21 protein-coding genes are annotated in these 23,312 nt (G+C 62.1%); 9 read left to right on the plus strand and 12 right to left on the minus strand.

The window, feature by feature from the left end:
• Positions 1-45: 45 nt before the first annotated feature.
• Positions 46-1,137 (plus strand): GGDEF domain-containing protein, encoded by a 1,092-nt coding sequence (locus ABG996_RS04390; protein ID WP_347478692.1) that lies wholly within the window; start codon positions 46-48, stop codon positions 1,135-1,137.
• 43 nt (positions 1,138-1,180) lie between these two features.
• Here the strand turns inward: ABG996_RS04390 and ABG996_RS04395 are convergent, their stop codons facing one another.
• A complete protein-coding gene (locus tag ABG996_RS04395; protein WP_347478690.1) occupies positions 1,181-2,059 on the minus strand; it encodes a LysR family transcriptional regulator in 879 nt (292 codons plus the stop codon).
• 233 nt (positions 2,060-2,292) lie between these two features.
• On the opposite strand from ABG996_RS04395, the gene ABG996_RS04400 reads away from it, so the two are divergent.
• The 5 genes from ABG996_RS04400 to ABG996_RS04420 all read left to right on the plus strand — a co-directional run bounded on the left by ABG996_RS04400 (position 2,293) and on the right by ABG996_RS04420 (position 9,481).
• Positions 2,293-3,174 carry an SDR family NAD(P)-dependent oxidoreductase gene (locus tag ABG996_RS04400; RefSeq protein ID WP_347478688.1) on the plus strand — a complete coding sequence of 294 codons (882 nt, stop codon included), beginning with the start codon at positions 2,293-2,295 and terminating at the stop codon, positions 3,172-3,174.
• Between the two features lie 66 nt (positions 3,175-3,240).
• Positions 3,241-4,497, plus strand: a complete 1,257-nt coding sequence (locus ABG996_RS04405) for an MFS transporter (RefSeq protein WP_347478686.1) — start codon at positions 3,241-3,243, stop codon at positions 4,495-4,497.
• A 69-nt stretch (positions 4,498-4,566) separates the two neighbouring features.
• Positions 4,567-5,607 (plus strand): Gfo/Idh/MocA family protein, encoded by a 1,041-nt coding sequence (locus ABG996_RS04410; protein WP_347478685.1) that lies wholly within the window; start codon positions 4,567-4,569, stop codon positions 5,605-5,607.
• 411 nt (positions 5,608-6,018) lie between these two features.
• Complete coding sequence (locus ABG996_RS04415; protein ID WP_347493943.1) at positions 6,019-8,166, plus strand: Tex family protein; 2,148 nt, start codon at positions 6,019-6,021, stop codon at positions 8,164-8,166.
• A 181-nt stretch (positions 8,167-8,347) separates the two neighbouring features.
• Positions 8,348-9,481 carry an Abi family protein gene (locus tag ABG996_RS04420; RefSeq protein WP_347478682.1) on the plus strand — a complete coding sequence of 378 codons (1,134 nt, stop codon included), beginning with the start codon at positions 8,348-8,350 and terminating at the stop codon, positions 9,479-9,481.
• Positions 9,482-9,886: 405 nt separating this feature from the next.
• Here ABG996_RS04420 and ABG996_RS04425 read toward each other — a convergent pair whose 3' ends face one another.
• From ABG996_RS04425 to ABG996_RS04470, 10 genes are all read right to left on the minus strand, one after another.
• A complete protein-coding gene (locus ABG996_RS04425; RefSeq protein WP_347478681.1) occupies positions 9,887-10,591 on the minus strand; it encodes a transaldolase in 705 nt (234 codons plus the stop codon).
• A 193-nt stretch (positions 10,592-10,784) separates the two neighbouring features.
• The gene (locus tag ABG996_RS04430; RefSeq protein ID WP_347483998.1) at positions 10,785-11,180 is read right to left on the minus strand and encodes an HAD family hydrolase; all 396 of its coding nucleotides are present in this window, start codon (positions 11,178-11,180) and stop codon (positions 10,785-10,787) included.
• Between the two features lie 28 nt (positions 11,181-11,208).
• On the minus strand, positions 11,209-12,288 hold the full coding sequence (locus ABG996_RS04435) for an alpha/beta hydrolase (RefSeq protein ID WP_347478678.1): 1,080 nt from the start codon (positions 12,286-12,288) through the stop codon (positions 11,209-11,211).
• A 2-nt stretch (positions 12,289-12,290) separates the two neighbouring features.
• Positions 12,291-13,235 (minus strand): aldo/keto reductase, encoded by a 945-nt coding sequence (locus tag ABG996_RS04440; protein ID WP_347478676.1) that lies wholly within the window; start codon positions 13,233-13,235, stop codon positions 12,291-12,293.
• 97 nt (positions 13,236-13,332) lie between these two features.
• Entirely contained in the window at positions 13,333-14,169 is an 837-nt protein-coding gene (locus tag ABG996_RS04445) for a PTS system mannose/fructose/sorbose family transporter subunit IID (RefSeq protein ID WP_273376551.1), read from the minus strand.
• The gene (locus ABG996_RS04450) at positions 14,166-14,978 is read right to left on the minus strand and encodes a PTS mannose/fructose/sorbose/N-acetylgalactosamine transporter subunit IIC (RefSeq protein WP_347478675.1); all 813 of its coding nucleotides are present in this window, start codon (positions 14,976-14,978) and stop codon (positions 14,166-14,168) included. Before ABG996_RS04450 ends, ABG996_RS04445 begins: the two co-directional genes overlap by 4 nt.
• A gap of 46 nt (positions 14,979-15,024) precedes the next feature.
• Entirely contained in the window at positions 15,025-15,528 is a 504-nt protein-coding gene (locus ABG996_RS04455; protein WP_273376547.1) for a PTS sugar transporter subunit IIB, read from the minus strand.
• A gap of 29 nt (positions 15,529-15,557) precedes the next feature.
• The gene (locus ABG996_RS04460; RefSeq protein WP_055251942.1) at positions 15,558-15,986 is read right to left on the minus strand and encodes a PTS sugar transporter subunit IIA; all 429 of its coding nucleotides are present in this window, start codon (positions 15,984-15,986) and stop codon (positions 15,558-15,560) included.
• Between the two features lie 10 nt (positions 15,987-15,996).
• Positions 15,997-16,851 carry a class II fructose-bisphosphate aldolase gene (locus ABG996_RS04465; protein ID WP_347478674.1) on the minus strand — a complete coding sequence of 285 codons (855 nt, stop codon included), beginning with the start codon at positions 16,849-16,851 and terminating at the stop codon, positions 15,997-15,999.
• A gap of 114 nt (positions 16,852-16,965) precedes the next feature.
• On the minus strand, positions 16,966-18,168 hold the full coding sequence (locus ABG996_RS04470) for an MFS transporter (RefSeq protein WP_347478673.1): 1,203 nt from the start codon (positions 18,166-18,168) through the stop codon (positions 16,966-16,968).
• A 300-nt stretch (positions 18,169-18,468) separates the two neighbouring features.
• On the opposite strand from ABG996_RS04470, the gene ABG996_RS04475 reads away from it, so the two are divergent.
• Positions 18,469-19,332 carry a MurR/RpiR family transcriptional regulator gene (locus ABG996_RS04475; protein ID WP_055251936.1) on the plus strand — a complete coding sequence of 288 codons (864 nt, stop codon included), beginning with the start codon at positions 18,469-18,471 and terminating at the stop codon, positions 19,330-19,332.
• 49 nt (positions 19,333-19,381) lie between these two features.
• On the plus strand, positions 19,382-20,209 hold the full coding sequence (locus ABG996_RS04480; RefSeq protein ID WP_055251935.1) for an HAD hydrolase family protein: 828 nt from the start codon (positions 19,382-19,384) through the stop codon (positions 20,207-20,209).
• Positions 20,210-20,261: 52 nt separating this feature from the next.
• Here the strand turns inward: ABG996_RS04480 and ABG996_RS04485 are convergent, their stop codons facing one another.
• Positions 20,262-20,411: a hypothetical protein gene (locus tag ABG996_RS04485; protein WP_158567382.1), complete on the minus strand. Its 150-nt coding sequence runs from the start codon at positions 20,409-20,411 to the stop codon at positions 20,262-20,264.
• A gap of 251 nt (positions 20,412-20,662) precedes the next feature.
• Between ABG996_RS04485 and rlmKL the strand changes: the two genes are divergently transcribed.
• A complete protein-coding gene (gene rlmKL / locus ABG996_RS04490) occupies positions 20,663-23,230 on the plus strand; it encodes a bifunctional 23S rRNA (guanine(2069)-N(7))-methyltransferase RlmK/23S rRNA (guanine(2445)-N(2))-methyltransferase RlmL (RefSeq protein ID WP_347478672.1) in 2,568 nt (855 codons plus the stop codon).
• The last annotated feature ends 82 nt before the right edge of the window (positions 23,231-23,312 follow it).

Below are 23,312 nucleotides of genomic sequence, written 5' to 3' on the forward strand. Positions count from 1 at the left end.
ACGCTGGGTGCCACCTGCGCTTTTGCCATTTGAGAGAGTGAACTTGTGAATACTTCTGTCGCCAAGAAGGCCAGCCAGGCGGTGCGCCTGCTCATGATGGTGCTCACGGCAGTTCTCATCTTCTTCTTCATCAATGTCATACTGCTCGTCTCCGATATCCAGGGCACGGCGCGCGTGGTCAACTACGCCGGCCTGGTACGCGGCACCACGCAGCGCATCGTGAAGCTCGAGGACGCAGGCCAGCCACAAGACGACCTGCTCAAGGCCGTTGATTCATACATTAACGGCTTGCGCTACGGAAGCGACGACCTCAATCTCGTCCGTCTCGATGACGATGAGTACCAGGCAAAGATGACCGAACTCGCGAACTATTTTGACGAGCTTCGCGCCGAGATTGCCCGCGTGCGCGAAGTCGGCTACGAGAACACCGACATCATCTCGATGAGCGAGGAGTTCTTTGGCATTTGCGACGATGCTACGCGACTCGCAGAGGACTACTCTCAGGAGAAGGCGTCGGCGCTCAACTATCTCGAGGGCTTGGTGATCATCGACATCGTGGGCTTGGTGGCGACCTTTGCGGTTGAACTTGTTCGCGCGGTGCGCACTGCCGCGCTTAATCGCGAGCTGCAGAGCAAAGTCTATCTCGACGAAGCCACGGGACTGCCCAATAAGAACAAGTGCGAGGAGATCTTGGGGCAGGAGCAGCCTGTCTCCGCGGAGGCGCCCGTTGCGGTGTGCGTCTTCGACCTTAACAATCTGCATACGGTCAATAACAACTTCGGCCACGAGAAGGGCGACGAATACATCCGCTCTTTTGCACAGCAACTGGGGCGCGTGGCGTCGGAGACCTGCTTTGTGGGCCGCGACGGCGGCGATGAGTTTATCGCGGTGCTGCGAGATACCGATCGAGCTGCCGTGGAGTCCTGTCTCGCTCGGGTTCGCGCGAACGTGAACGAGTATTCCGAGACTCATCCCGACATGCCTATCAGCTATGCGGTGGGCTATGCGCTTTCCAGTGATTTTGATGAACCGCCTACGATGCGTGAGCTCTTTTCTCAGGCCGACAAAAACATGTACGTCGATAAGAACCGCGTAAAGGCAGCCGAGACAGCCGATCCGCAACGCGAGGACCGCTAAACCCGTAGCAAAGGGTAGCTAATTTGGGACGGGACTCTTTTGGCTACTTGAGGAGTTGGGCCATGGCGTTGACGAATTTTTGTACTTGGAGGGTGGGCTCGAGCGGATAGTGCAAAAAGACCGGCACCTCTCGCCCGCATAGGAACGGCACGCCCACGAAGGCCGGGTGCACCCCCGACCACGCTCCGCAGGTGAGCACCGCATCGCCCTTTTCCTCGGCTTCGTTAAAGAGCGCGAAGTCAAAGCTATCCACATCGATCACATCCACACCGCCGTCGGCTAACAGGTCGATGCGCAGGCTGTCCATAGCGTCGTTGCCGTGACGGAGCACGCGCAGGCGCATGCCCTCCAAGTCGGCGACCGTAATGCGATTCTTGCGGGCAAGCGGGCTCGTGCGTGGCAGGTCGATATAAAACGGCACGTTAACGATGCGAAGCTTTTGGCAGGCGTCGCCCCAGCGTGGGGTAGAAAAACTCGACTGCACCACATCGACCTCGCGGCCCAAGCTGCGCATGACGGTCTCGCGCTCGTCATAGAGGTCGCTTACCGGCACAATCTCAAATCGTAGCGACGGTTCCAGATCATGGATGCCCGACCACATCGATAGCGTCTGGCGCCCCGGGCACATCATCGACACGCCCAGACGCACGGCCCCGCCATCGCCCGCCGCGCGTCGGGCGCGGCGCAACGCATCCTCGGACTGGCGCATGATCGAACGTGCATCGTCCACCAGCAGAGCACCTGCCGGCGTCACCTTAACACCCGAATGCGAGCGCTCGAACAACGTGATGCCGAACTCGGCCTCGAAGCCCGACACCTGCTTGACGAGCGCCGGAGTCGACACGCGCAATTTTGCCGCCGCGCGCGAGAAGCTTCCCAGCTCCGCGGCGGCCGATATGGCCTCGAGTCGTCGATCGTACACGTCAATCTCCTGTTTCCAGACGCATGGCAATGAACTGCCGAAGGGGGTTGTTTTGGCAGGTCACACACTCAATTAAAGGCGCATCGTCTTGCAAGCTATGAACCTACGGTTAACGCCATTCTAACAAATATGCAATTCACCTGCGCAAATGCAAAGCATACGATAACCAGCGAAAACCACGTGGGTCGGTTAATGGGAGCGACCCACCGGGAGGCACAAGAAGGGAAGTTCCTATGAGCAATTGGCTTAAGCTCGAGGGCGATGTCTGCGCCGTGACTGGCGCGCTCGGCGGTATGGGCGTCGAGATTTGCCGCGAGTTCGCCCGCAACGGCGCCAACGTCGTCCTGCTCGACCTGGACGAGGAGAAGGTCAAGGCCGCAGCCGCCGACCTCGCCGCCGAGTTTGGCATCCACGCCGAGGGCTACAAGATGAACGCCACCGACGAGGCCGAGGTTCAGGCCGCCGTCGATGCCACCATCGCCGACTTCGGCCGCGTCGACGTTCTCGTCAACACCGCCGGCATCCTGCGCTTCGCCGCCATGGAGGACCTGCCGCTGAGCGACTGGGAGCAGGTGCTCAACGTCAACCTCACCGGTTACTTCATCACCTCGCAGCGCTTTGGTCGCGAGATGATCAAGGCCGGCCAGGGTCGCCTGGTGCACATCTCGACCGTTGCCAGCCACTCCCCCGAGACGTTCTCGGGCGTGTACAGCTCCACCAAGGCGGGCGCCAACATGATGTCCAAGATGCTGGCTGCCGAGTGGGGCCCCTACGGCGTGCGTTCCAACTGCGTCGAGCCCTGCTTCGTCAAGACCCCGATGTCGGCCAATTTCTACGCCGACCCCGAGGTCGAAAAGAGCCGCAGCCGTCTGATCGCCACGCGTCGCATCGGCGAGGTCAGCGATATCGCCAACGCCGTCATGTTCCTGGCGTCCAAGCGCTCGGACTTTACCACCGGCGACGCCATCAAGGTCGACGGCGGCTTCTCCAACATGATGGGCGACCTCACTGCCAAGCCCGGCGGCCGTCGCGCCTATGCCGACAACTACCTCAAGAACAAGGGTGTCGAGCTTTGGTCCGATGAGTCCGGCGTCGCCAAGCCGACTGACCAGTAAACTAACCTGACAGGGAGGCCCCGCGGACACGCCCGCTCCTCCCCCGTATCGATTAGAAAGAGTCCAATGGCTTCCACCAACTCCAACAAGGGTCGCGCCGTCGTGCTTTCCGCCGCGTGCGTCACCATGTTCTTCATCAGCTCCATCGCGCTGTATTCCGTCGTGAGCAAGAACCTGCTCGCCGTCTACCCCGAGTGGTCCAGCGCCCTTACTTGGGCTTTCCCGGTCTTTCAGACCATCATGGCCGTGACGGGCATCTTCGCCGGCCGTATCTCCGACAAGATCGGCCCGCGCAACGTCGTGATCGCCGCCGCCGTGTGCTACGGCGTGGGCTGGTTCATGTCCGGCACTGTCACCGAGCCGTGGCAGTTCTACCTGTGGTTCTCACTCGTCGCCGCCGTCGGCAACGGTCTGGGCTATAACCCGGCGCTCACCACCGGCCAAAAGTGGTTCATCGACAAGAAGGGTCTCGCCTCCGGCATCACCCTGGCCGCTTCGACCGCCGGTCCCGCCGTGCTGTCCCCGGTGCTCGCCTCGCTGCTCATCCCGAGCCTGGGCATCTTTGGCGCCCTTAAGGCGCTCGGCGTCATCTTCTTTGTGATGATCGCCGCCTCCGCCCTGTTCCTGAAGGCCCCCGAGGCCGGTTGGCTGCCCGAGGGCTTCGAGGCCCCCAAGGGCGGCGCGCACGCCGGCACCTTCGGCGACCTCACCCCGGGCGAGATGGTCAAGACCCCGCGCTTCTGGGTCCTCATCGTCACCTTCGCCTTTGCCGCCACCGCCGGCACCCTGCTCGTGGGCAAGGTTGCCTCCATCGCCGCCGTCCAGCTCTTCACCGACCCCACGAGCGCCGCGGCTGTCGCCCTCGGCGGTGTGGTGGTCTCCGTCAACACCTGCGCCAACCTGGTTGGCCGTCTGTCCTTTGGCCAGATCATCGACAAGCTCGGCGCCTACAAGTCGCTGCTCATCAGCCTTGTCGTCACCATCGTCGCACTCGTCATCATGTCGATGAGCTTTACGCAGGCCATGTTCTTTGTGGCGCTCGCTCTGCTCGGCTTTAGCTTTGGCGCCCTGCTCGTCATCTACCCGCCGCTCACCGGTGGCGCCTTTGGTACCAGCAACATCGGCGTCAACTACGGCATCATGTTTTTGGGTTATGCCGCTTCCACCTGGATCAGCCAGCCCATCACCGCCGTGCTGTATCACGCCGAGGCCGGCAGCGCCGCCTACCAGCAGTCCTTCTACGGCGCCATTGTGATCGCCGCCATCGCCGTCGTGCTCACCGTCTACATGATGGTCTCCGACAGCAAGAAGAAGTCCGCCTAGTTTTACCGATGCGACAAAGGGACAGTCCCTTTGTCGCATTCCACCGGTCACCAGTATTAAGGAGTCGAAATGTTTGAGCTCAACCCCGTCCGCATTGCCGTTATCGGCGCCGGCGCCATGGGCCGCAACCACATCCGCTTTGTCACCGAGGAGCCCGAGGCCGAGCTCGTCGCCATCGCCGACGCCTTTGAGGGCGCCCGCGCCACGGCCGAGGCCGCCGGCGTGCCGTTTTACACCGATCCCGCCCAGATGATGGACGAGATCAAGCCCGAGGCCGTCATTATCGCCACGCCCAACGACCTGCACCTGGGCGTTGCCCGCGAGGCTGTGAAGCGCAACATCGTGCCGCTGGTCGAAAAGCCGATCTCCAACGACCTGGAGGATGCCCAGGCTTTCGCTGCCGAGGCCGAGACCGCCGGCGTGCCCGTGCTCGTGGGTCAGCACCGTCGCCACAACCCCTTCGTCAACAAGGCCAAGGAGATCATCGAGTCCGGCGAGCTGGGCAAGCTCACCGTGTCGAGCTTCCACTACATGATCTATAAGAATGACGAGTACTTCGATGTCGAATGGCGCCGCAAGAAGGGTGCCGGCCCGATCCTGGTCAACCTGGTGCACGACGTCGACCTGCTCCGCTACCTGCTGGGCGAGCCCGTTGCCGTCCAGGGTATGCAGTCCAGCGCCGCCCGCGGTTTTGAGACCGAGGACTCCGCCGTGGTCAACGTCCGTTTTGCCGATGGCGCGCTCGCAAGCATGACCATCTCCGACGCTACCGCCAGCCCCTGGAACTGGGAGGCAACCGCTCGCGAGGACCCGCAGTACCGCCCCTTCGACGCCGACGCCTACTTTATCGGCGGCACTAAGGGCGCCCTGTCGCTGCCCCGCCTGCACCAGTTCTCCTACGACGGCGCCTCCAACTGGCACAAGCCGCTGCAGATGGAGATTCCGGCCGTCGACCCGGCACTGCCGCACAAGATGCAGCTCAAGCACTTTGTGAAGGTTGTCCGCCGCGAGGTCGAGCCCGTCGTGACCCCCGCCGACAACGTTAAGACGCTCACGCTTCTCAACGCTATCAAGGAGGCCGCCGAGACCGGCCAGCTCGTCGAGCTGTAATGCCTTAAGAGCGACCGCGGCAGAAACCCCATGCCGAACCCTTCGGTCCGTCACCAACAAGCCCCTCTTCTTTGCCCCGCGAGCAGCCTCCTGCCCGCGGGGCATTTTGCTACCTTGCCGACGATTTTTCTGAGACGGGGGCCATTTTGCACCTCAGCCTGATTCGTTCGCCACGAAATGGGCCTATCTACTACGTTTAGCCAATCACCCTCAACCATGCCATATTTCCTAAAATCAAAAGCGCAGGTAGGCGGCTTGCGTATTTTCTGAAAACCGGGGGATGGTCGACCCATACGGTTCAAACGTAGTAGATAGGTCGTTTTCGTGGCGAGGGCCCAAAACAGTCTTTTGAAACGGGTGGTATCCTTGGTAGCCCTGTGCTGCAAACGCACCTTAAACGCAAGGAGTCCCATGGATCTTATCGCCCAGCTCGCCCACGAGCTCAACCTTAAGGCCGCCAACATCGAGGCAGCCGTCAAGCTCATCGACGAGGGCAACACCATCCCCTTTATCTCGCGCTACCGCAAGGAAGCAACGGGCGGCATGGACGACGTCGCCCTGCGCGCACTCGACGAGCGCCTGTCCTACCTGCGCAATCTTGAACAGCGCAAAGAGGACGTCATTCTGCTCATCGACGCCCAGGGCAAGCTCACGCCCGAGCTCGAGCAGCAGATTCGCGAGGCCACGCAGCTCCAGCGTGTCGAGGACCTCTACAAGCCCTACCGCAAAAAGCGCATGACCCGCGCGCAGAAGGCCCGCGAGGCAGGCCTGGAGCCGCTTGCCAACATGATCATCATGCAGGCCTCGGCCAAGGGCAGCGCACTCGACGCCGCCGCGGCCTACGTCAACGAGGAAGCCGGCTTCGACACGCCCGAGAAGGCGCTCGCCGGCGCGGCGGACATCGTGGCCGAGACGGTGGCCGAGGACCCCGAGAACGTCGCCGACCTGCGCGCTTTTACGCAAAACACCGCCGATATCGTCGTCGAGGCCACCGACCCCACCGAGAAGACCCCCTACGAGCCGTACTACAGCTATGATGAGCCGCTGCGCCGTATACCCAACCACCGCGTGCTGGCTATCGACCGCGGTGAGCGCGAGGGCAAGCTCCGCGTGCGCGTGAACGTCGACGGTGCTGCCGCCACGGCACGCCTCGGCAGCCGTTGGCCCCGCCGTCAGGGCGTCTTCGCGCCCATCTTCGATGCCGCCATCGCCGACGGTTACAAGCGCCTCATGGCCCCCTCGCTGGAGCGCGAAGCCCGCGCCAAACTCACCGTTCGCGCTCAGACCGAGGCCGTCAATGTCTTTGCCAAGAATCTCGAGGGCCTGCTCTCGGCACGCCCCGTGCGCGGCGCCCGCGTGCTCGCGCTCGATCCGGGCTACCGCACCGGCTGCAAGGTCGCCGTCATGGACGAGACCGGCAAGCTGCTCGACCACGGCGTGGTCTACCCCACCAAGCCGCGCCACGACGTCGCCGGCACCAAGCGCGAGCTCGCCCGCCTCGTCAAGAAGGACGGCGTCAACACCATCGTCATCGGCAATGGCACCGCCAGCCGCGAGACCGAGGAAGTCGTCTCGGAGTTCATCGCCGAGCAGGCGCCTGAGCTGCGATACACCATCGTCAACGAGGCCGGCGCGTCGGTGTACTCCGCCTCCGAGCTCGCCAGCCAGGAGTATCCCGATCTGGACGTCACCGTGCGTGGCGCCATGAGCCTGGGCCGCCGCCTGCAGGACCCGCTGGCAGAGCTCGTCAAGATCCCGCCCCAGTCTATCGGCGTGGGCCAGTACCAGCACGACCTTGACCAGGCCGAGCTCTCGCGCACTCTGGGCCACGTGGTGGAGGACGTCGTCAACCGCGTGGGCGTCGACGTGAATACCGCGAGCGCAAGCCTGCTGGGATACGTATCGGGCATCACGCCGAGCGTGGCCAAAAACATCGTGGCATACCGCGAGGAAAACGGCGCCTTTACCGATCGCCGCCAGCTCAAGAAGGTCCCCAAGCTGGGACCCAAGGCATACCTCAATGCCGCGGGCTTCCTGCGCATCAGCGGCGGCAAGAACCCGCTCGACGCGACAAGCGTCCACCCCGAGAGCTACGAGGTGGCCACATCCGTCCTGAAGCGCGCCGGCGTTGGGGCCAGCGAGCTCAGCCGCGGCGGCGTGCCCGACATCGAGCGCCGTCTGGGCAGCATCTCGGCACTGGCCAGCGACCTAGACTGCGGTACCCTCACGCTCATCGACATCGTTAACGAGCTCAAGAAGCCCGGCCGCGACCCGCGCGACGACGCGCCCGAGGTGGTCTTTAGCCGCTCAGCGCTTTCCATCGACGACCTGGAACCCGGCATGGAACTCAAGGGCACGGTGCGCAACGTCGTCGACTTTGGCGCGTTCGTCGACGTGGGCGTGCACCAGGACGGCCTCGTGCATATCTCCAAGCTGGCCAACCGCTTTGTCAAGCACCCGAGCGACGTGGTGCGCGTCGGTGACACGGTCAAGGTGTGGGTCGAGAAGGTCGATCGCGACCGCAAAAAGATCTCCCTCACCATGGTACAGGGCAAGTAAACCGCCAAAGCGAACGTCCCCCTCTTCGCGGCGAGTGTCGCAAAGAGTGCGGGAATTCCCCGCACTCTTTGCCCCTTCGACAAAGTGGGGTATACTGTCCGCAGTGTGAAAAGCCTTCGTGCTTTTAGCGGCTGCGGGTACCTGTACCTACAGCCGCATTTTTCGTTTTGGAGGCTCGACTATGAAGGAGCGCCCGCTCATCCCGGCAGAACAACAGGTCGCCCACCTCGCAGAGCGGGGCGTCCGCTTCGGCATAATGAGCCCCGAGGATGCGGTTGCGTTCCTCCGCGACAAAAACTTCTTTTTCAAGGTCAAGGCGTTTGCGAAGTGCTTCTCAACGTATCGTAGCTCCGCGTCAGAGGGCTACGGACGCTACGTCAACCTAGACTTCGCCTACCTCGCCGAGCTCACCAGACTCGACCACCACCTCCGCGAGCACATCCTCTCGATGACGCTTGACATCGAGCACTACATGAAGGTCCATCTAAACCGGACGATGATGGACGACGGCGCCGACGGGAAGGAGATCCTCGACCTCCTCTTCGCCCACGAGAGGGTGCGTAAGGAGAGGATGCTGGAGGAGCGGTTCGATCCAAGCGGGTCAGAAACAGCCGTCGAGAAGATGAAAGCCATCGCCGACCGGCTAGATGGAGTGGGCGGCAGCGAGCGAGCGACGCTCTTCCTCGAGATGCTCCACATCGCCGAGGACCAGACTTTGGGGATAGACCCGGAGCACCTTGAGCGCAGCGTCTCGTACCTCGGAGACTCGAACTACACCCGGAACCTCGCGAATAAGTATGGCAGACGCGAGGACATGTACGTCTGGAACTACCTGGAACTCGTCTCCTTCGGGGGAATCATCGCGCTTTACAAGTTCTACTTCTACGACCTCAGGAGGGAACGCAGCCAGGAGGCCGAATCCGTCAAGCAGCTCCTGTTCCCCGTGAAGGCCCTGCGCAACGCGGCCGCTCATAACGGCAACGTTCTGAACACGATCGGGCAGCGCCTACAGAAGCCCGTCGGCTCCATCGCGACGGCCGCGCGGGAGGAGCTCAGAATCGACCAGGAGCTCGTCGCCCTTACAAAGCGCTTCCCCGTCATCCACGACTTCACCGCACTCGTACTCTGCTTCGATAGAATCGTCAGCGATGCGGACGCGAGGTCGGAAAAGGCAGCAGGCCTGCGCACCCTGCGCGAGCGCTTCCTTGAGCACGCCGACTACTTCGAAAAGCAGATCGAGCTTGACCGAGGAATCAGGATGCTGGGGGAAGTCATGCGCTCGGGAGCCGATGCCATCTCCTCGAGCTCCCTATAGCTCTTCAGTCCCCTAATAGCCCCTTGCCACTTGGGCCCCGCTCGGACAGAGTGGGTTCGAGTAGGTTCAAGCAACTCAGCAGCAATCCGACTACCCGCTGCATGAAAACCGCAGCTCAGACGCATGACATGCCGTCCCATGAAGCAGCGGGTTCGGGTAAGAGTACGTCCGAGTGGTCAGAGTAGGGCCCGACTTCCCCCTCTTGGCGACGTGCAAAATCGCGAATATTCAGCATCTCTCGATAGCCCCGCTGTGCCTCAGAGAGCCATAAAAGCAAAAACGGCCCCCGTTTTAGCGTCAATTAGAGCCAAAACGGGGGCCGTTCCGTGCTTCAACCAGCTGGTAAAAGCCTTTACCGTGCTGAATATTCGCGATTTTGCACGTCGCCGCAGGGGGTACCCTTGCTTACGGCAGGATATGGAAGCCCAAAGCGGCGATATCCTTGGCAAAGCCGCGGACGGTGTCGAGCGAGACCTCGTACGGGTCGCGGCCGATGTTCTTACGCTTGGCCAGGATGCTGTTGGGCACCGTGATGATCTGGCAACCGCAGGCTTCGGCCTGGTAGGTGTTGATGAGCTCACGCGTAGATGCCCACAGGACCTCGCAGTTGGGCTTGACGGCGGCCTTCTTGACCGACTCCGTCATAAACGGAATGGGATCGACGCCGGTATCGGCAATGCGGCCGGCAAAGAGCGAGATGATGGACGGCGTCTCGGCGTCAACGGCCTCGACCATCTCATCGACCTGCGCAGGCGTAAAGATGGTGGTGACGTTGACCTTGATGCCGTCGGCCGAAAGCTTGCGGACCAGCTCGACGGTGGACTCGCCCTTGGTGGTCACGCACGGAATCTTGACGTAGACGTTCTCGGCCCAGGTAGCGATCTCGCGCGCCTCGACCTCCATGGTCTCGACGTCGTCGGCAAAGACCTCAAACGACACGGATACATCGGTGATGTGGGCAAGAACCTCTTTGGCAAACGCGCGGTAATCCGTCACGCCGCCCTTCTTCATAAGGGACGGGTTGGTCGTGAAACCCTGAACGTTGCCGTTCTCGTACATGTCGAGCATGCCCTCGAGGTTTGCACCGTCAGCGAACACCTTGATTGCCATCTGCCTGATTCCTTTCGTTTGCATAAGGCCGGTAAACTGCTAAACACTTTACCTACGTTTATCAAGTCGTGAGCTGCGGGTTTTTATCTTCTCGGCGAACGGTATAAACACCTCAGTGTTTGGATTGATAAATCGATTGAGCATGCAAAAGCAAAGAGTCGCAGTTTGGGCAAACGTCAGAATGCGGGATTCATTAGATGAGGCCGAAATGCTGCATCGCTGTGACGGTGCCGTCGTGTGCGACATCGTCGGTCACGTAGTCGGCGACCGCCTTGACCTCGGGCATGGCGTTGCCCATGGCCACGGCCGTCTCGACGGCAGCGAGCATACCCAGGTCGTTGCCCGAATCGCCAAAGCCAAAGGTGCGCGCATTTCCCTCGCGGCCCAGATACGCCAGCGCTCGCGCCACACCCACGCCCTTGTCAATGCCCCTGGGACTCAGTTCACGGTTTGCTTGCTGGGCTCGCTTGGAAGATCGGCGGTAAACGCGTCTCCTAGTCAATCTGGCACCGCCGAGGCAAACCCCCCACACGCGCCCGCCAACGCAAAGGTCCGGCGGGACGCACCTAGCATCCCGCCGGACCGTCACTCGTCCAGAAGGCCGCCGCGACGAGCCCCTAGATCTTCGCAAGCTCCTCGGAGATGACGCGGCAGACGTCCTCGGCCTGAGGCATCACGCCGTACATCTCGAAGAAGCCGTGGTCGCAGCCGCGATAGCGAATCGCGGTGACGTCAACGCCCGCATCCTGCAGCCTCATCGCGAACAACTCGTCCTGATAGCGCAGGTAGTCATACTCGGAAGAGATGATGACCGTGCGGGGGAACGCGCTCACGTCCTCCGCGAACAGGGCAGACACCCTCGGGTCGAGCATCTCCTCCGCATTGCCGTTGGCATACATCAGCGGCAGGTCGTCGTTGGCATTGCGGATGCGATCAACCCTGCTCAGAGCCTCGGCCCTCTGGTCCTTCACGATCTCATAGAGGTCATAGGACCATTCCTCCGGAACGGGGCTGCCATCGACGAGCGGATACAGCTCGACCACGAGCTTGATCCTGTCCGCATGGGACCCGTCAAGGACGACGGCGTTGGTCAGGCTTCCGCCCGCGGAGTCGCCAGCCACGGCGACTCGCGTCGCGTCGACACCCAGCTCATCCGCATGCTCGACAAGCCAGCCGAGCGTCTTCACGCAGTCCTCGACGCCACCAGGGAACATCGTCTCGGGAGACAGACGGTACTCCGGGTAGATCGCGACACAGCCCGTTCGCTCCGTGATGTCGCGCAGGCAGTTCTCGTACTGGCCGATGTTGCCCACCATAAAGCCGCCGCCATGGATGAACACGAGCGCGGCAGAACCGCTCTCGTGGCTCTCGGGCGTGAAGACGTGCAGGGGAATGCCCCTGTCGCCAAAGTTCATGACGACGGTCTTCTTGGCAACGCCCACGCCCCTCACGACGTGGGTCTCCTTGTTGGGCGCAGAGCGCCACGCGATCACGTCCACCGGCCCCGCCGGCGCCGGACCGGCAGCGAGCTTCGCATGGGCGCGCGCATAGACGCGCGGATCGAGCACGTGCTCGCGCCCATCTCCCGGCACGGGCTTCAGTAGGAGCTTCAGCCCGTTAGGCTCGACGACCTCCCTAGCTCCACGCTCAAGCACTTCAAGCTCGGAAGCGGGGTACTTCCTCTCCTCAGCGCCCATGGCTAGCCGATCTTCAGCTCGTCAAGCTTGGCGTCAAGCTTGGCCATCTCATCGGCGGAAAGCTCCCACTCGAACGTCTCGCAGTTCTGAATCGCGTGGGCGTCCGTGCGCACGCCAACGAGCGCGGTGCCCACGTACTCCTTCTGGGTGCTCCAGTTCACGGCGACCTGTGCCACGGGCTTGTCGTGAGCCTCGGCGATCTCGTCCATGACCTTGAGCAGCTCCTGGACGCGAGAGAACTTGGGCTCTTGGAAGTAGTCGTAGAAGCCGGCGCGGACGTCGCCCTCCTCGAACTTCGGCAGCTCGCGGAACTTGCCCGACAGGATGCCCGCGCCAAGGGAGCCATAGGTGAAGGAGTCGATGCCACGCTCGTAGCCCCACTTGATGAGGTCCTCGGAGGAGCGGTCAACCATAGAGTAGGGCGGCTGCTGGACGTCAATCTGAGCGACCTTCTCGCACTCCTCGATCATCTCGGTCGTGAAGTTGGAGACGCCGATGTGGCGAATCTTGCCCTGCTCCTTGAGGAGCTGGAGGGCGCACATCGTCTCGGAGAACGGAGTCTTAGCGTCGGGCCAGTGCACGAAGTAGAAGTCGATGTAGTCGGTGCGGAGGTTGCGCAGCGAGCTCTCGACCTCCCTCATGATGTTCTTGAACGAGGAGTCGCGGTCATAGCCGGCGGCGCTGGTGATCAGGCCAACCTTGGTCGAGAGCAGGTAGCTCTCTCTGTCGACGCCCCTGAGCGCGTTGCCGACGACCTTCTCGGACGTGCCGTTGCCATAGCACGGCGCGGTGTCGATGAGGTTGACGCCGTGATCGAGCATGGTGCGGATGGCGGACATGCTGGCGGCGTCATCGTTCTCACCAAAGGAGTCGCCGCCGATCGCCCAGGTGCCCACAGCGAGCTGGGAGACGTCGACATCGGAATTCTTGAGGTGCGTGTAGCGCATGTTCTCTCCTTCTAATGGGGCGGCACGCGTCGAATGTCCTCGATCGCGTGCCGCCGGGAATTGCCTTAAACAAGCTTCGAATGATCCGGAAGCCGCCCTACACGATGCCCACGAGGCCGAGGACGAGCGCGAGAACCATGACGCCAACCAGGATGATGTTGACGTTGACGTTCTTCTTGCGCAGGAGCCACAGGACGACGAGCGTGAGGACCAGGGGCACGAGGCCCTTGAAGATGGAATCGAGGTAGGTCTGGATCATGACCGGGTCAGAATCCTGAACCGGGATGGACAGGATCGTGTTGAACTTGACGTTCGCCGCGGTCATGGCGCCGATCATCACGAGGCCGATCGTGGAGGTGGCCTTGGTGATGAGCTTCATGAGGCCGCCCTCGTACATCTCGGAGATGAAGTTGGTGCCCATGTTGAAGCCGAGGTAGGTCAAGAAGTAACGGCAGAGGATCGACGGGATGTTGTAGATCAGCAGGAACATGATGGCGCCGAGGGGCGAGCCGCTCATGGCGAGGTTGATGCCAATGCCGGCGGCGATGACACGCAGGACGCCCCAGAAGATTGCGTCGCCGATACCGGACATCGGGCCCATGAGGGAGACCTTGATACCGTCGATGGACTCGGTATCGAAGTCATCGTGCTCGGAGTTCTCCCTCTCCATGGAGGCGACGAGGCCCATGGCGAACGTGCCGACGTTCTGGGTGATGTTGTACCAGGTCGTGTGACGCTTCATGGCGTCGGCGCGAGCCTCGGGGTCATCGGCGTAGTAGCGGTTAAGAGCGGGCTGGATGGAGTACAGCCAACCATCGGCACCAGCCTTGACGGAACCGCCGGCGCCGGAAGCGAACACGGTGAAGGAGCGCAGGAAAATGCGGTTGAGCATCTTCTTGTCTTCAGGGCTCACATTCTTGATCAGGTTGCTCATGCGAAGAAATCCTCCTCGTCGCTGGTTGCAGAGTCGCCGGAAACGGCCTGGGTGGCCACGCCCTTCTTGGTGAGGTCGAAGATCTCCTTGTCGCGGAGGCCGGAGGCGATCGCGATGATGACGCCAGAAACCGCGATGGCGATCATCGGGAGGCCGAGGTACTGGTAGAGCGTAAAGCCCAAGAAGAAGTAGATGCTGAGCTCGGTGCTCCAGAGCATCTGGAGCAGGAGCGCCATACCAACGGCGGGCAGGAGGGCACCCACGGCGTTGAGGCCGTTCATGACATTGGCCGGAATCTGGTTGACAATGGCGGCAACGGGCTCGGCGCCAAGGTAAACGCCGAGGAAGGCGATGAGTGCAAAGGCGGCGTACTTAACAAACCACAGAACGTAGTGCTGGAAAGCAAGGCCCTTCTCGTTACCCTCGGCGGCCATCTTGTCGAGGGTGCCAGCGAAGAACGCAAGGAACACGTTGTTCATGAAGATCGAGAGGAACGCGGTGACGACGCCCACGGGAACAGCCAGCGTGATGGCGGCGCCCTGATCGATGCCGGCGCCAACGGTGAAGGCGACGGCGAGGGCGGTCGCGGTAACGGGCTCGGCGGAGATAGCGCCACCGATGTTCACCGCGCCCATGAAGATCGCCTCAAGAGAGGCACCGATGATAACACCGGTCTTGACGTCGCCCATCAGGAGGCCTGCAACAAGGCCAACAACAAGAGGACGCTCGATCATGCACTGACCGAGAAGCCAGTTACCACCGTAGCAAATCAGCACGGTCAACCAGGCCATTACTGCTAACCCAATCATTTGACTTCCTTTCTTTCATTTCATTTGGCCGCCTGGCCAAATCCCCTTATTTCCCCGCCGCCTCGATCAGACTCTTGAGAGAAGTCTTGGAATTGGACGGGATAAGCTGATGGAAAACCGGAATACCCTGCTCGCAAAGCTCCTTCGCGGCCTCGAGCTCATCCGGGTTGAGCATGATCGTGGAGTTGAGGGCGACCTTGCTATCCGGATCGGACTTGTCGAAGCGGCCGACATTGGCAACGTTCACGCCCTCGATCTTGCCCGGTGCGCCTTTAACGAGCTCAAGCACGTCACGCACGCAGTTGGTGAGCGCGAAGATGCGCATGGAGTCCGCACGCGGATCGTTCGCGATGCGGCAAGCATCCGGAACATCCTTGACGAGGAGCTTCTGGCCCGCCGGCGTACCCATGGAAAGCGTCATGCGAAGGGCATCGCTCTCCACGGCGTGCTTGTTGGCGACGATGATCCTGGTGGTGTTGAGCTCCTTGGTCCACACCAGGGCGACCTGCCCGTGAATCAGACGGTCATCGACTCGAACCTGAACAATCATTGTTTCCTCTCCTTACTTATTAGTGCTCTCTAATCGAAGAAGTCTCCGTCGGACCCCTCGTTGTCCGCGGCCTTGCTCGGAGGCTCGACGACCTGCATCGTCGCCCTCGCCAGCTCGACGCTCTGCTTGATCGAATCTGCCGTGACCGGCTCAGCGCCGAGGAGCGCCTCGATCACGAGGCCGAGGTTCATACCGGTAACATGGACGATCCCGCGCTTCTCCGGCTCCATGAGGACGACCTTCTGGAAGACGGAGCCACCGTAGATGTCGGTGAAGATGATGGCCTCGTCCTCAGGGCCCACCGAGTCAATAAACGCCTGGATGCGAGGGGTGAAATCGGAGTCGTCCACGTAGCAGTCAACTGCTTCCACCATGTCCGCCATACCGGTCAGGATCTCGATCGAGCTCCTGATTCCGCTTGCGAGGTGACCGTGCGACGCGACAAGAACTTTCTTCATCGAGTCTCTCCTAGAGCGAATAGTGGTTGGGGTTCAGAAGCTGGATCTTGCTTGCGACGAACGCGCGCATGTCGGGGGCGGCGTCCATCAGGAGGCCAACGCCGTTGCCGTCGTTCTTGCCGGAGCTGATGTCCTTCTCGAAGGCGCGGTACATGGAGCGGAAGTACTCCGTGGCGATGTTGAACTTGCTCATGCCGAGGTTCACGGCCTCCTGGAGCTGCTCGTCGGGGATGTCGGAGCATCCGTGCATGACGAGGGGGACGCTGACGGCCTCCCTGCAGGCCTTGATGCGCTCCATGTCGAGGTTCGGGACCTTGACGTAGGGGCCGTGGGCGTTGCCGACGGCGATGGCGAGCGAACCACAGCCGGTGCCCTCGACGAACTCCTCGGCGAGGTTCGGGTCGGTATAGTGGTCGCTGTTCACGAAGTCGTTGGCGTCGGAGCCGTTGCCGACGTGGCCGAGCTCGGCCTCGATGTCAACGTCGAAGATCTTGGCGACCTGGACGACGTCCTTCGTGAGCTGGAAGTTCTCCTCATAGGGAAGCGAGGAGCCGTCGACCATGACGGAGGGGAAACCGGCCTTGACGCCCTTGACGGCGATCTCGTAACCAGCGGAGTGATCCTGGTGGACGGCGACGGGCACGCTCGCGCGCTCGGCGTAATAGCGGGCGGCGAAGGCGATGATGTCGAGGGCACAGTGGTCCTCGAGGCCGGGCCAGTACTGGATGATGATAGGCATGTGCTCATCCTCGGCGGCCTGGATCGCATAACGGATGGTCTCCGTGTTGATGACGTTGATCGCGGGCACGCCATAGTGGTGCTCGGTCGCATGTTGAAGAAGCTCGTTGACCTTGATGAGAGACATCTTTGTCTTCCTTTCACTTGGATAACCATTGGATTGGACAGTTCTCAGCTCGTCAGCTGGTTGAACACGAAGAGAAGCGCGAAGCAGGCAGGCGCTTGCAAAACGCGGTGGAGCCTATGCGGCCGACTGGCCCTCAGGCTGTGGCGCTGCGCTTCGACGCCACAGTACGTACGCCACAAAAGCAACGACCGCAGCAATCGTTGAAGCGAGGGCGAAGGCAAGAAAACCCGCGTGCGTGCCGAGCGCGTCGCACGCCCAACCACCAAACAGGTTCGCAACCACGACGGACAGACCGCTCTGAACCATCGCGAAGGCGCTCTGACCTCGAGCGCGACAATCCTCGTAAGTGTGGTTGGCAATGTAGGTAACGCAGGAGTAGTAGACGGTCATGTAACTCACGCTCTGCAGCAGCTGGCCGCAGATCATGACCGGGACGATGCCGGTGCCCACGAGCACGAGCCTGAGCGCCGCCATGAAGCAGGAAAAGATCAGGAGGTTCATCTCGCCGAAGCGCCTGACCAGCTTGGAGGAGATAAGCAGGATGGGGATCTCACTCGCAGCGGAAACCGCGCTCAGGACGCCCACGAGGTTCTGGCCCTCGCCAAGCTCGACCGCGTAGCGGCCCAAAAACGCCCCGATGAAGCCAATCGCGGCTGAGCTGATGAAGGCGAAGACCAAGACGAAGGCGATCTCATTGCTGGTAAACAGCGAGAGGAGGCCCTTTCCGTGGGAGACCTTGGGATCGTCCGCGGCATTGGCGCGAATTCCCGCCTCGGGGAGGCGCCACATGTGAGCCGCGAAGACCACCAGCGCGGCAGAGACCACCGCGAACTGGATTTGAGGAGCCATGTCGAGCAGCCGACCGACGATCAGGACGACGATGGCATAGCCGATAGTGCCACCCATGCGAATGCGAGAAAAGTCCAGGCCAGAGCGATCTGCGAGCTCGATGACGAGGGAGTCGCTCAGGGGCAGGAGCCCCGAGAAAAACGCCGAGAACGCAAAGGTTACGAGAAGGACCGGGACGAACGTCGACGCCAGGTAATACAGCGGAGCGAGTACCGCCGCCGCAAGGCAGAGGATCACGATGACCGCGCGGCGGCGCCCGAGCTTGTCGGCGATCGTCGACCAGAGCGGCTGGATGGCGAGCGCACACACCGGGGTCGCCGCGAGGAGGATGCCGGTCTGGGCTGCGCTGAGGCCGAGGCTCGTGTAGTGAGCGGAGAGGAACGGCGAGTACACGCCCGCGCAGACCCAGTAGAGGACGTTCGCGAAGAACAGCGAAGTCATGCTTGCGTTTGTCCTGGCGTTGTGCATCGTGCTTCTCCCTTCTTGCTCGCCGGGTGCCTGTCTGGGCTTCGAAGTGATTCGCCATCTAGCGTGAAACAAAGTTGTGAGGCGTTGGAACAATGTTCTGTTGTTTCATCGTTTTCGTGCCGTTGTTTCACGGCTCATAAGATAGCAGCTCAAGATGAGATTGCGCCGGGGAAGCACCGATTTACCGTGAACGGTAGGAAATCAGCGGTGAAACGCTATTTCACCTCTTATGAAACATTTTGCTTTATTTTCACCTCTCTTGACCTAAGATACGAAGCAAACTAGGGCCAAGGAGTAACCATGGATAAGACAGGGGATGTGCTCAGCCACATCTGCGCGGTCATGAACAGCCTATCCCCCTCGGAGAAGGCAATCGCAACGTATGTGCTCGACCACCCGTCGGACGTCGCAACGATGACCGTCCGCGAACTCGCCGCAGGAACCGGTACGTCACCGGCGTCTGTTTCGAGGTTCGCAAGGACGCTTGACTACCGAACCTATTCGGACATGCGTCTGGCGCTCGGCATATCCATCAGCAGGGCCTCCGGCGAGGAAAAGGCCACGGGCGGCAAGGTTACTCTGGACGACGTCGAGGGCTCCATTAAGTACGTCCTGTCTCACAAGGTCAAGGAGCTCTCCCAAACCGCCTCGCTCATTGACTCCGATGACTTTTCGGCAGTCGTCAATCTGCTCCACAACGCCAACCTCGTCCTGATTGCGGGCGTCGGCAACTCGATTAGCATGGGCGTAAACGCGGCGTTCAAGCTCTCACAGGTTGGAGTCAGGGCGTTTTGCCCCAGTACCACCGATGCCATGGTCTCCGCCGCAACCAGCCTCAAGGAGAATGACATCCTGCTCGTCATTTCGACGTCCGGATACTCGAAGCGCCTCGTCAACATATTCGACTCTGCCGAGGATTCGAACACCCCCATCATCATGATCACAGACAACCCAGATACGCCGCTCGCGAAGCGTGCCACGTATATCATCCGAGCCATCTCGCGAGATCAGGCCATCACCGGAACCGAGGTCGCCTTCTCGCACAGCTCGATCAACTTCGTCATCGAGCTGCTGTTCCTCTTCCTGACCTCTTGCTGGGATGACCCGGTAGAGTTTAACAGGATCATCTCGAAGAATCTCTTGGGAGACAGGCAATACAGCTAGGACGACGCACACCGGCGCACCGACGCCCAGACCGAAACGGGAGGACCCCTTGATAAAGCTCATCCTCGCAGACATGGACGGGACCCTGCTGCCGTTTGGCTCAAGGGTCGTATCGGAGCGCACGCACAGCGCGATTCTTTCGGCGCTTGATGCGGGCATCGCGTTCGGCCCCGCAAGCGGCCGCGACTACGCCGACCTGGCCGATGCCTTTGACGGCGACGCGCGCTGTTTCTCGACCGGCATCATGGCCAACGGAAAGAAGGTCTTCTCCAGCGGCGAACTCGTGTTCAAAAAGACGCTCTCGACGGAGGCCCTCGTCAAGCTCGATAGCGCCGTACGCCCCTACGCGGGGACGTCACTCTGGCTAGTCGCCGATGTCGATGAGACAGGCAAACGCTGCGAGCAGTTCCTCTGCGCCGTCGAGCCTGGCGACGAATTCGCCCTGGAAATCGTTAAGGACTCCGGAAGAGACATGGCGCTCGGAGACGTGCCCACGAACCGTGACGTCATCACCGCCGGCATCTTCGTCAACGTCAGCTCCGCCCCGACGGAAGTCGTTCGGAGTCGATGCAAGGAAGCCTGCCCAGAGCTTGATTTCCCCTCGCCCGTCCCATTCTTCCTCGATGTTGTTCCGGCTGGCTGGAGCAAGGTAAACGGACTCGACGCGCTTCTCGGCAGCCTTGGGGTCACGCTGGACGAGGTCGCTTTTATCGGAGACTCGGAAAACGACGTGACGCTCCTCGAAAAGGTGCCGAACTCCTACGCAGTCGCGGGCGCGATGCCAGAGGCGAAGGCCGCGGCCCATCACCTGATCGGGGACGCAGCCGAGGACTCCGTCGCGAAGCTCATCGAACAGATTGTCCAGCAGCGAGGCTAGGGTTCCGCCAGCGTGGCATGCGCCGCGTGCCTCGTCATCCGTTCGTGGCGCGCTACCTCGTGACGATCCAGAGCGTGGCCATCGTCGCGACGCCGATGCCTACGATGAGCGCGACCCACAGGACGCGGACCACGAGGTTCATGTCGCCCGCCACCACCATGTCGTTCGCGTGCCAGAACCAGCTCTCGTTTCCCTCGCGCATGATGCCCTCCCTTGGCCTCGATTACGCCATCTATGGCCGAGCAATCGCAGGTCACGTGCCATGGATTTGCCCTACGCCCAGCTTTCAGTTCTGTAAGGCGGCGGGAGCCTGTGCGAGGCCCCGAGTCCTGAGGCTGTTGCAATGAAAATGGGAATCAAGGAGCACGCATCAATCATATAGGTTCCTTTCGGGGGCGATGGCAAACGAAGCATCCATCATATAATGGAGCGACGCAACCAGAGAGGTCACCCATGGAATTTTACGCAAGCTGCCCCGAGGGCTTTGAGTCCGCACTCGCCGATGAGCTTAAACGCCTCGGGCTTTCGCATGTTCGCCGCCTAAAGGGCCGCGCCACGTTTGAGGGCGAGCTCGAAGAAGGCTACCGCGCCTGTCTGTGGTCGCGCCTGGCGAGCCGCGTGTTCGTGGTACTCGGGCGCTTTGAGGCGCAGGATGCCGACGAGCTGTACGATAGCGTTTACGACATCGCCTGGGAGAGCATTGTTCGCCCGGGCGCCACCATCGCCATCACCGCCCGCGGCGTGACCGAGCAGCTGCGTAACACGCGCTTCTCGGCCCTGCGAGCCAAGGACGCGCTATGTGACCGCCTGGCCGAGACCACGGGTCGCCGCGCCGATGTCGACGCCGCCGATCCCGATGTTCACCTGCTGCTTTCGCTGCGCCAGCGCCGCGCGAGCATCAGCCTGGACCTTTCAGGCGACCCGCTGTTCAAACGCCTGCCGCCCGCAGCGACCCGCGCCGGCGAGGGCGCGCACGTGCTGCGCCCCGACTACGCCGCCCTGGTGCTGGCGCAGGTCGGCTGGACCGCACTGTGCGAGCGCGAGCTGACGGCCGACGACTACGAGAACGAGGCCCTGCCCACGCTGGTCGATGCCTCGTGCGCCGGCGGCGGCCTGCTGCTGGAGGCCGTGAACATTCTGACTGACCGCGCCCCGGGCGCCGCACGCGAGCGCTGGGGCTTTGAGGGCTGGCAGCTGCACGACGCCGCTCTGTGGGAGCAGCTGCTTGCCGAGGCACGCGAGCGCGAGGCGGCAGCGCGCGAGCGCCAGGCACGCATCGTGGCCGTGGATGTTGACCCCGCCGCCCGCAAGACCGCTGAGCGCATGGTTAAGTGTGCCGGCTACAAGCGCTTTGTCGATTTTTGCGCCGCCAAGTCCGCAATCGTACTGGACCACGCGGGCGCCGTCGCCGGTGCCGCCGTGGTCGCAGACACCACCGAGACCCCGCTTTCGCTCATGCATGACGCCATGACGCTGATCGGCGAGCTGCGCCGCGCGCCCGAGCTTGCCGCGGCGCCGGTCGCCGCGCTCACCCGTGACGGATTGCTGGCCCGCGCGCTCCACGCCGAGCCCGAGCGCTCGATCGCCGTCATGCCCAACAACGAGGAGGCGACCGTCGAAGTCTGGCCTTCGCTCGACCACGCCGCCGCAGCGTTTGAGGCTGCGACCAGCGCGGATGCCGAGGCCGAGGTTGCGGATACCGACGAAGCCAACGACGAAGGCGCCGCCCCCGCCATGCCCGAACCGGCTGCCATGCTCGACCTGGGCGACGGTAAGCCGCTGCCCGTGCTCATTCCGGAGTCCGAGCAGTTCGCCAACCGCCTGCGCAAGAATGCCCGTTTGCGCCGCAAGTGGGCCAAGCGCGAGGGCGTGAGCTGCTACCGCGTCTACGATGCCGACCTGCCCGATTACTCTGCCGCCATCGATCTGTACGAGGGCTGCCCGCAGACGCCGGGCCGCTGGCTCGTCATCGCCGAATACGCCGCGCCTAAGACCATCAATCCCGCGCTAGCCCAGGCCCGCATGCTCGACATCTTGGCCATCGCGCCGCGTATCCTGGATGTTCCGGCCGAGCACGTGCACGCCAAGGCCCGCATGCGTTCGCGCGGCGGCTCGCAGTACGGCAAGCAGGGCGCCGGCAAGGGCGCATCAGGCGAGCGCGCCAACATCGCACGCCGTCGCCTGCCGCTCATCGAAGAGGGCGGACTCACCTTTGCCGTCAACTTTGACGACTACCTGGATGTGGGCATCTTCCTGGACCACCGTGTCACCCGCAACCTGGTGCGCGAGCACGCCAAACAGGCGCGCCGCTTCCTCAATCTGTTCGCCTACACCGGCACCGCCACCTGCTATGCGGCAGACGGCGGCGTCGAGGAGACCGTGACGGTCGACCTCTCCAACACCTACCTGGACTGGGCCGAGCGCAACATGCGCCAAAACGGCTTTGTGGGACCGCAGCATCATTTTGTGCGCGACGACGTGCTCGCCTGGATTCGCGATCAGCGCCAGACGCGCAACCGCTGGGACCTGATCTTTGTCGATCCGCCCACGTTTTCGAACTCGTCCAAGATGGGCCGTCGCACCTGGGATGTCCAGCGCGACCATGTTGAGCTTTTGGCCGGCGTATCGCGCCTGCTCGCACAGGGCGGGCATGCCATCTTTAGCTGCAACCTGCGCGGCTTCCGCCCCGAGACGCGCAAGCTCGCACGAGCGGGCGTCGTGTTGGAAGACATTACGGCGCAGACCATCCCCGAGGACTTCGCACGCAACCAGAAGGTGCACCACTGCTATATCGTGCGCCGCCTGCCCATCGAGGATGCCATGGCCGAGGTCGGCTTTAGTGCCGAGGAGATTGCAGAGCGAACCGAGGAGCTGCGCAACCCCGAGGCCCGCAAGTCTCGTGCAACGGCGCCCGCGCACGCGCAGGCCGGCGACCGAGGGTCGCACGGCAACGGCAAACCCTCCCCCGCCGGCAAGCTCAAAAAGAAGAAGTTCTACGCCAGCAAGCCCAAGGGCAAATAGACAAAGTTGCGGTGGAATATGGACTGCTTTGCCTGGAATTAGGCAAATTTAGACCGTATTTCACCGCAACTCATAGTGGGAT

The sequence above is a fragment of the Collinsella aerofaciens genome (genome assembly GCF_039836695.1).
Classification (GTDB): Bacteria; Actinomycetota; Coriobacteriia; order Coriobacteriales; family Coriobacteriaceae; genus Collinsella; species Collinsella aerofaciens_BD.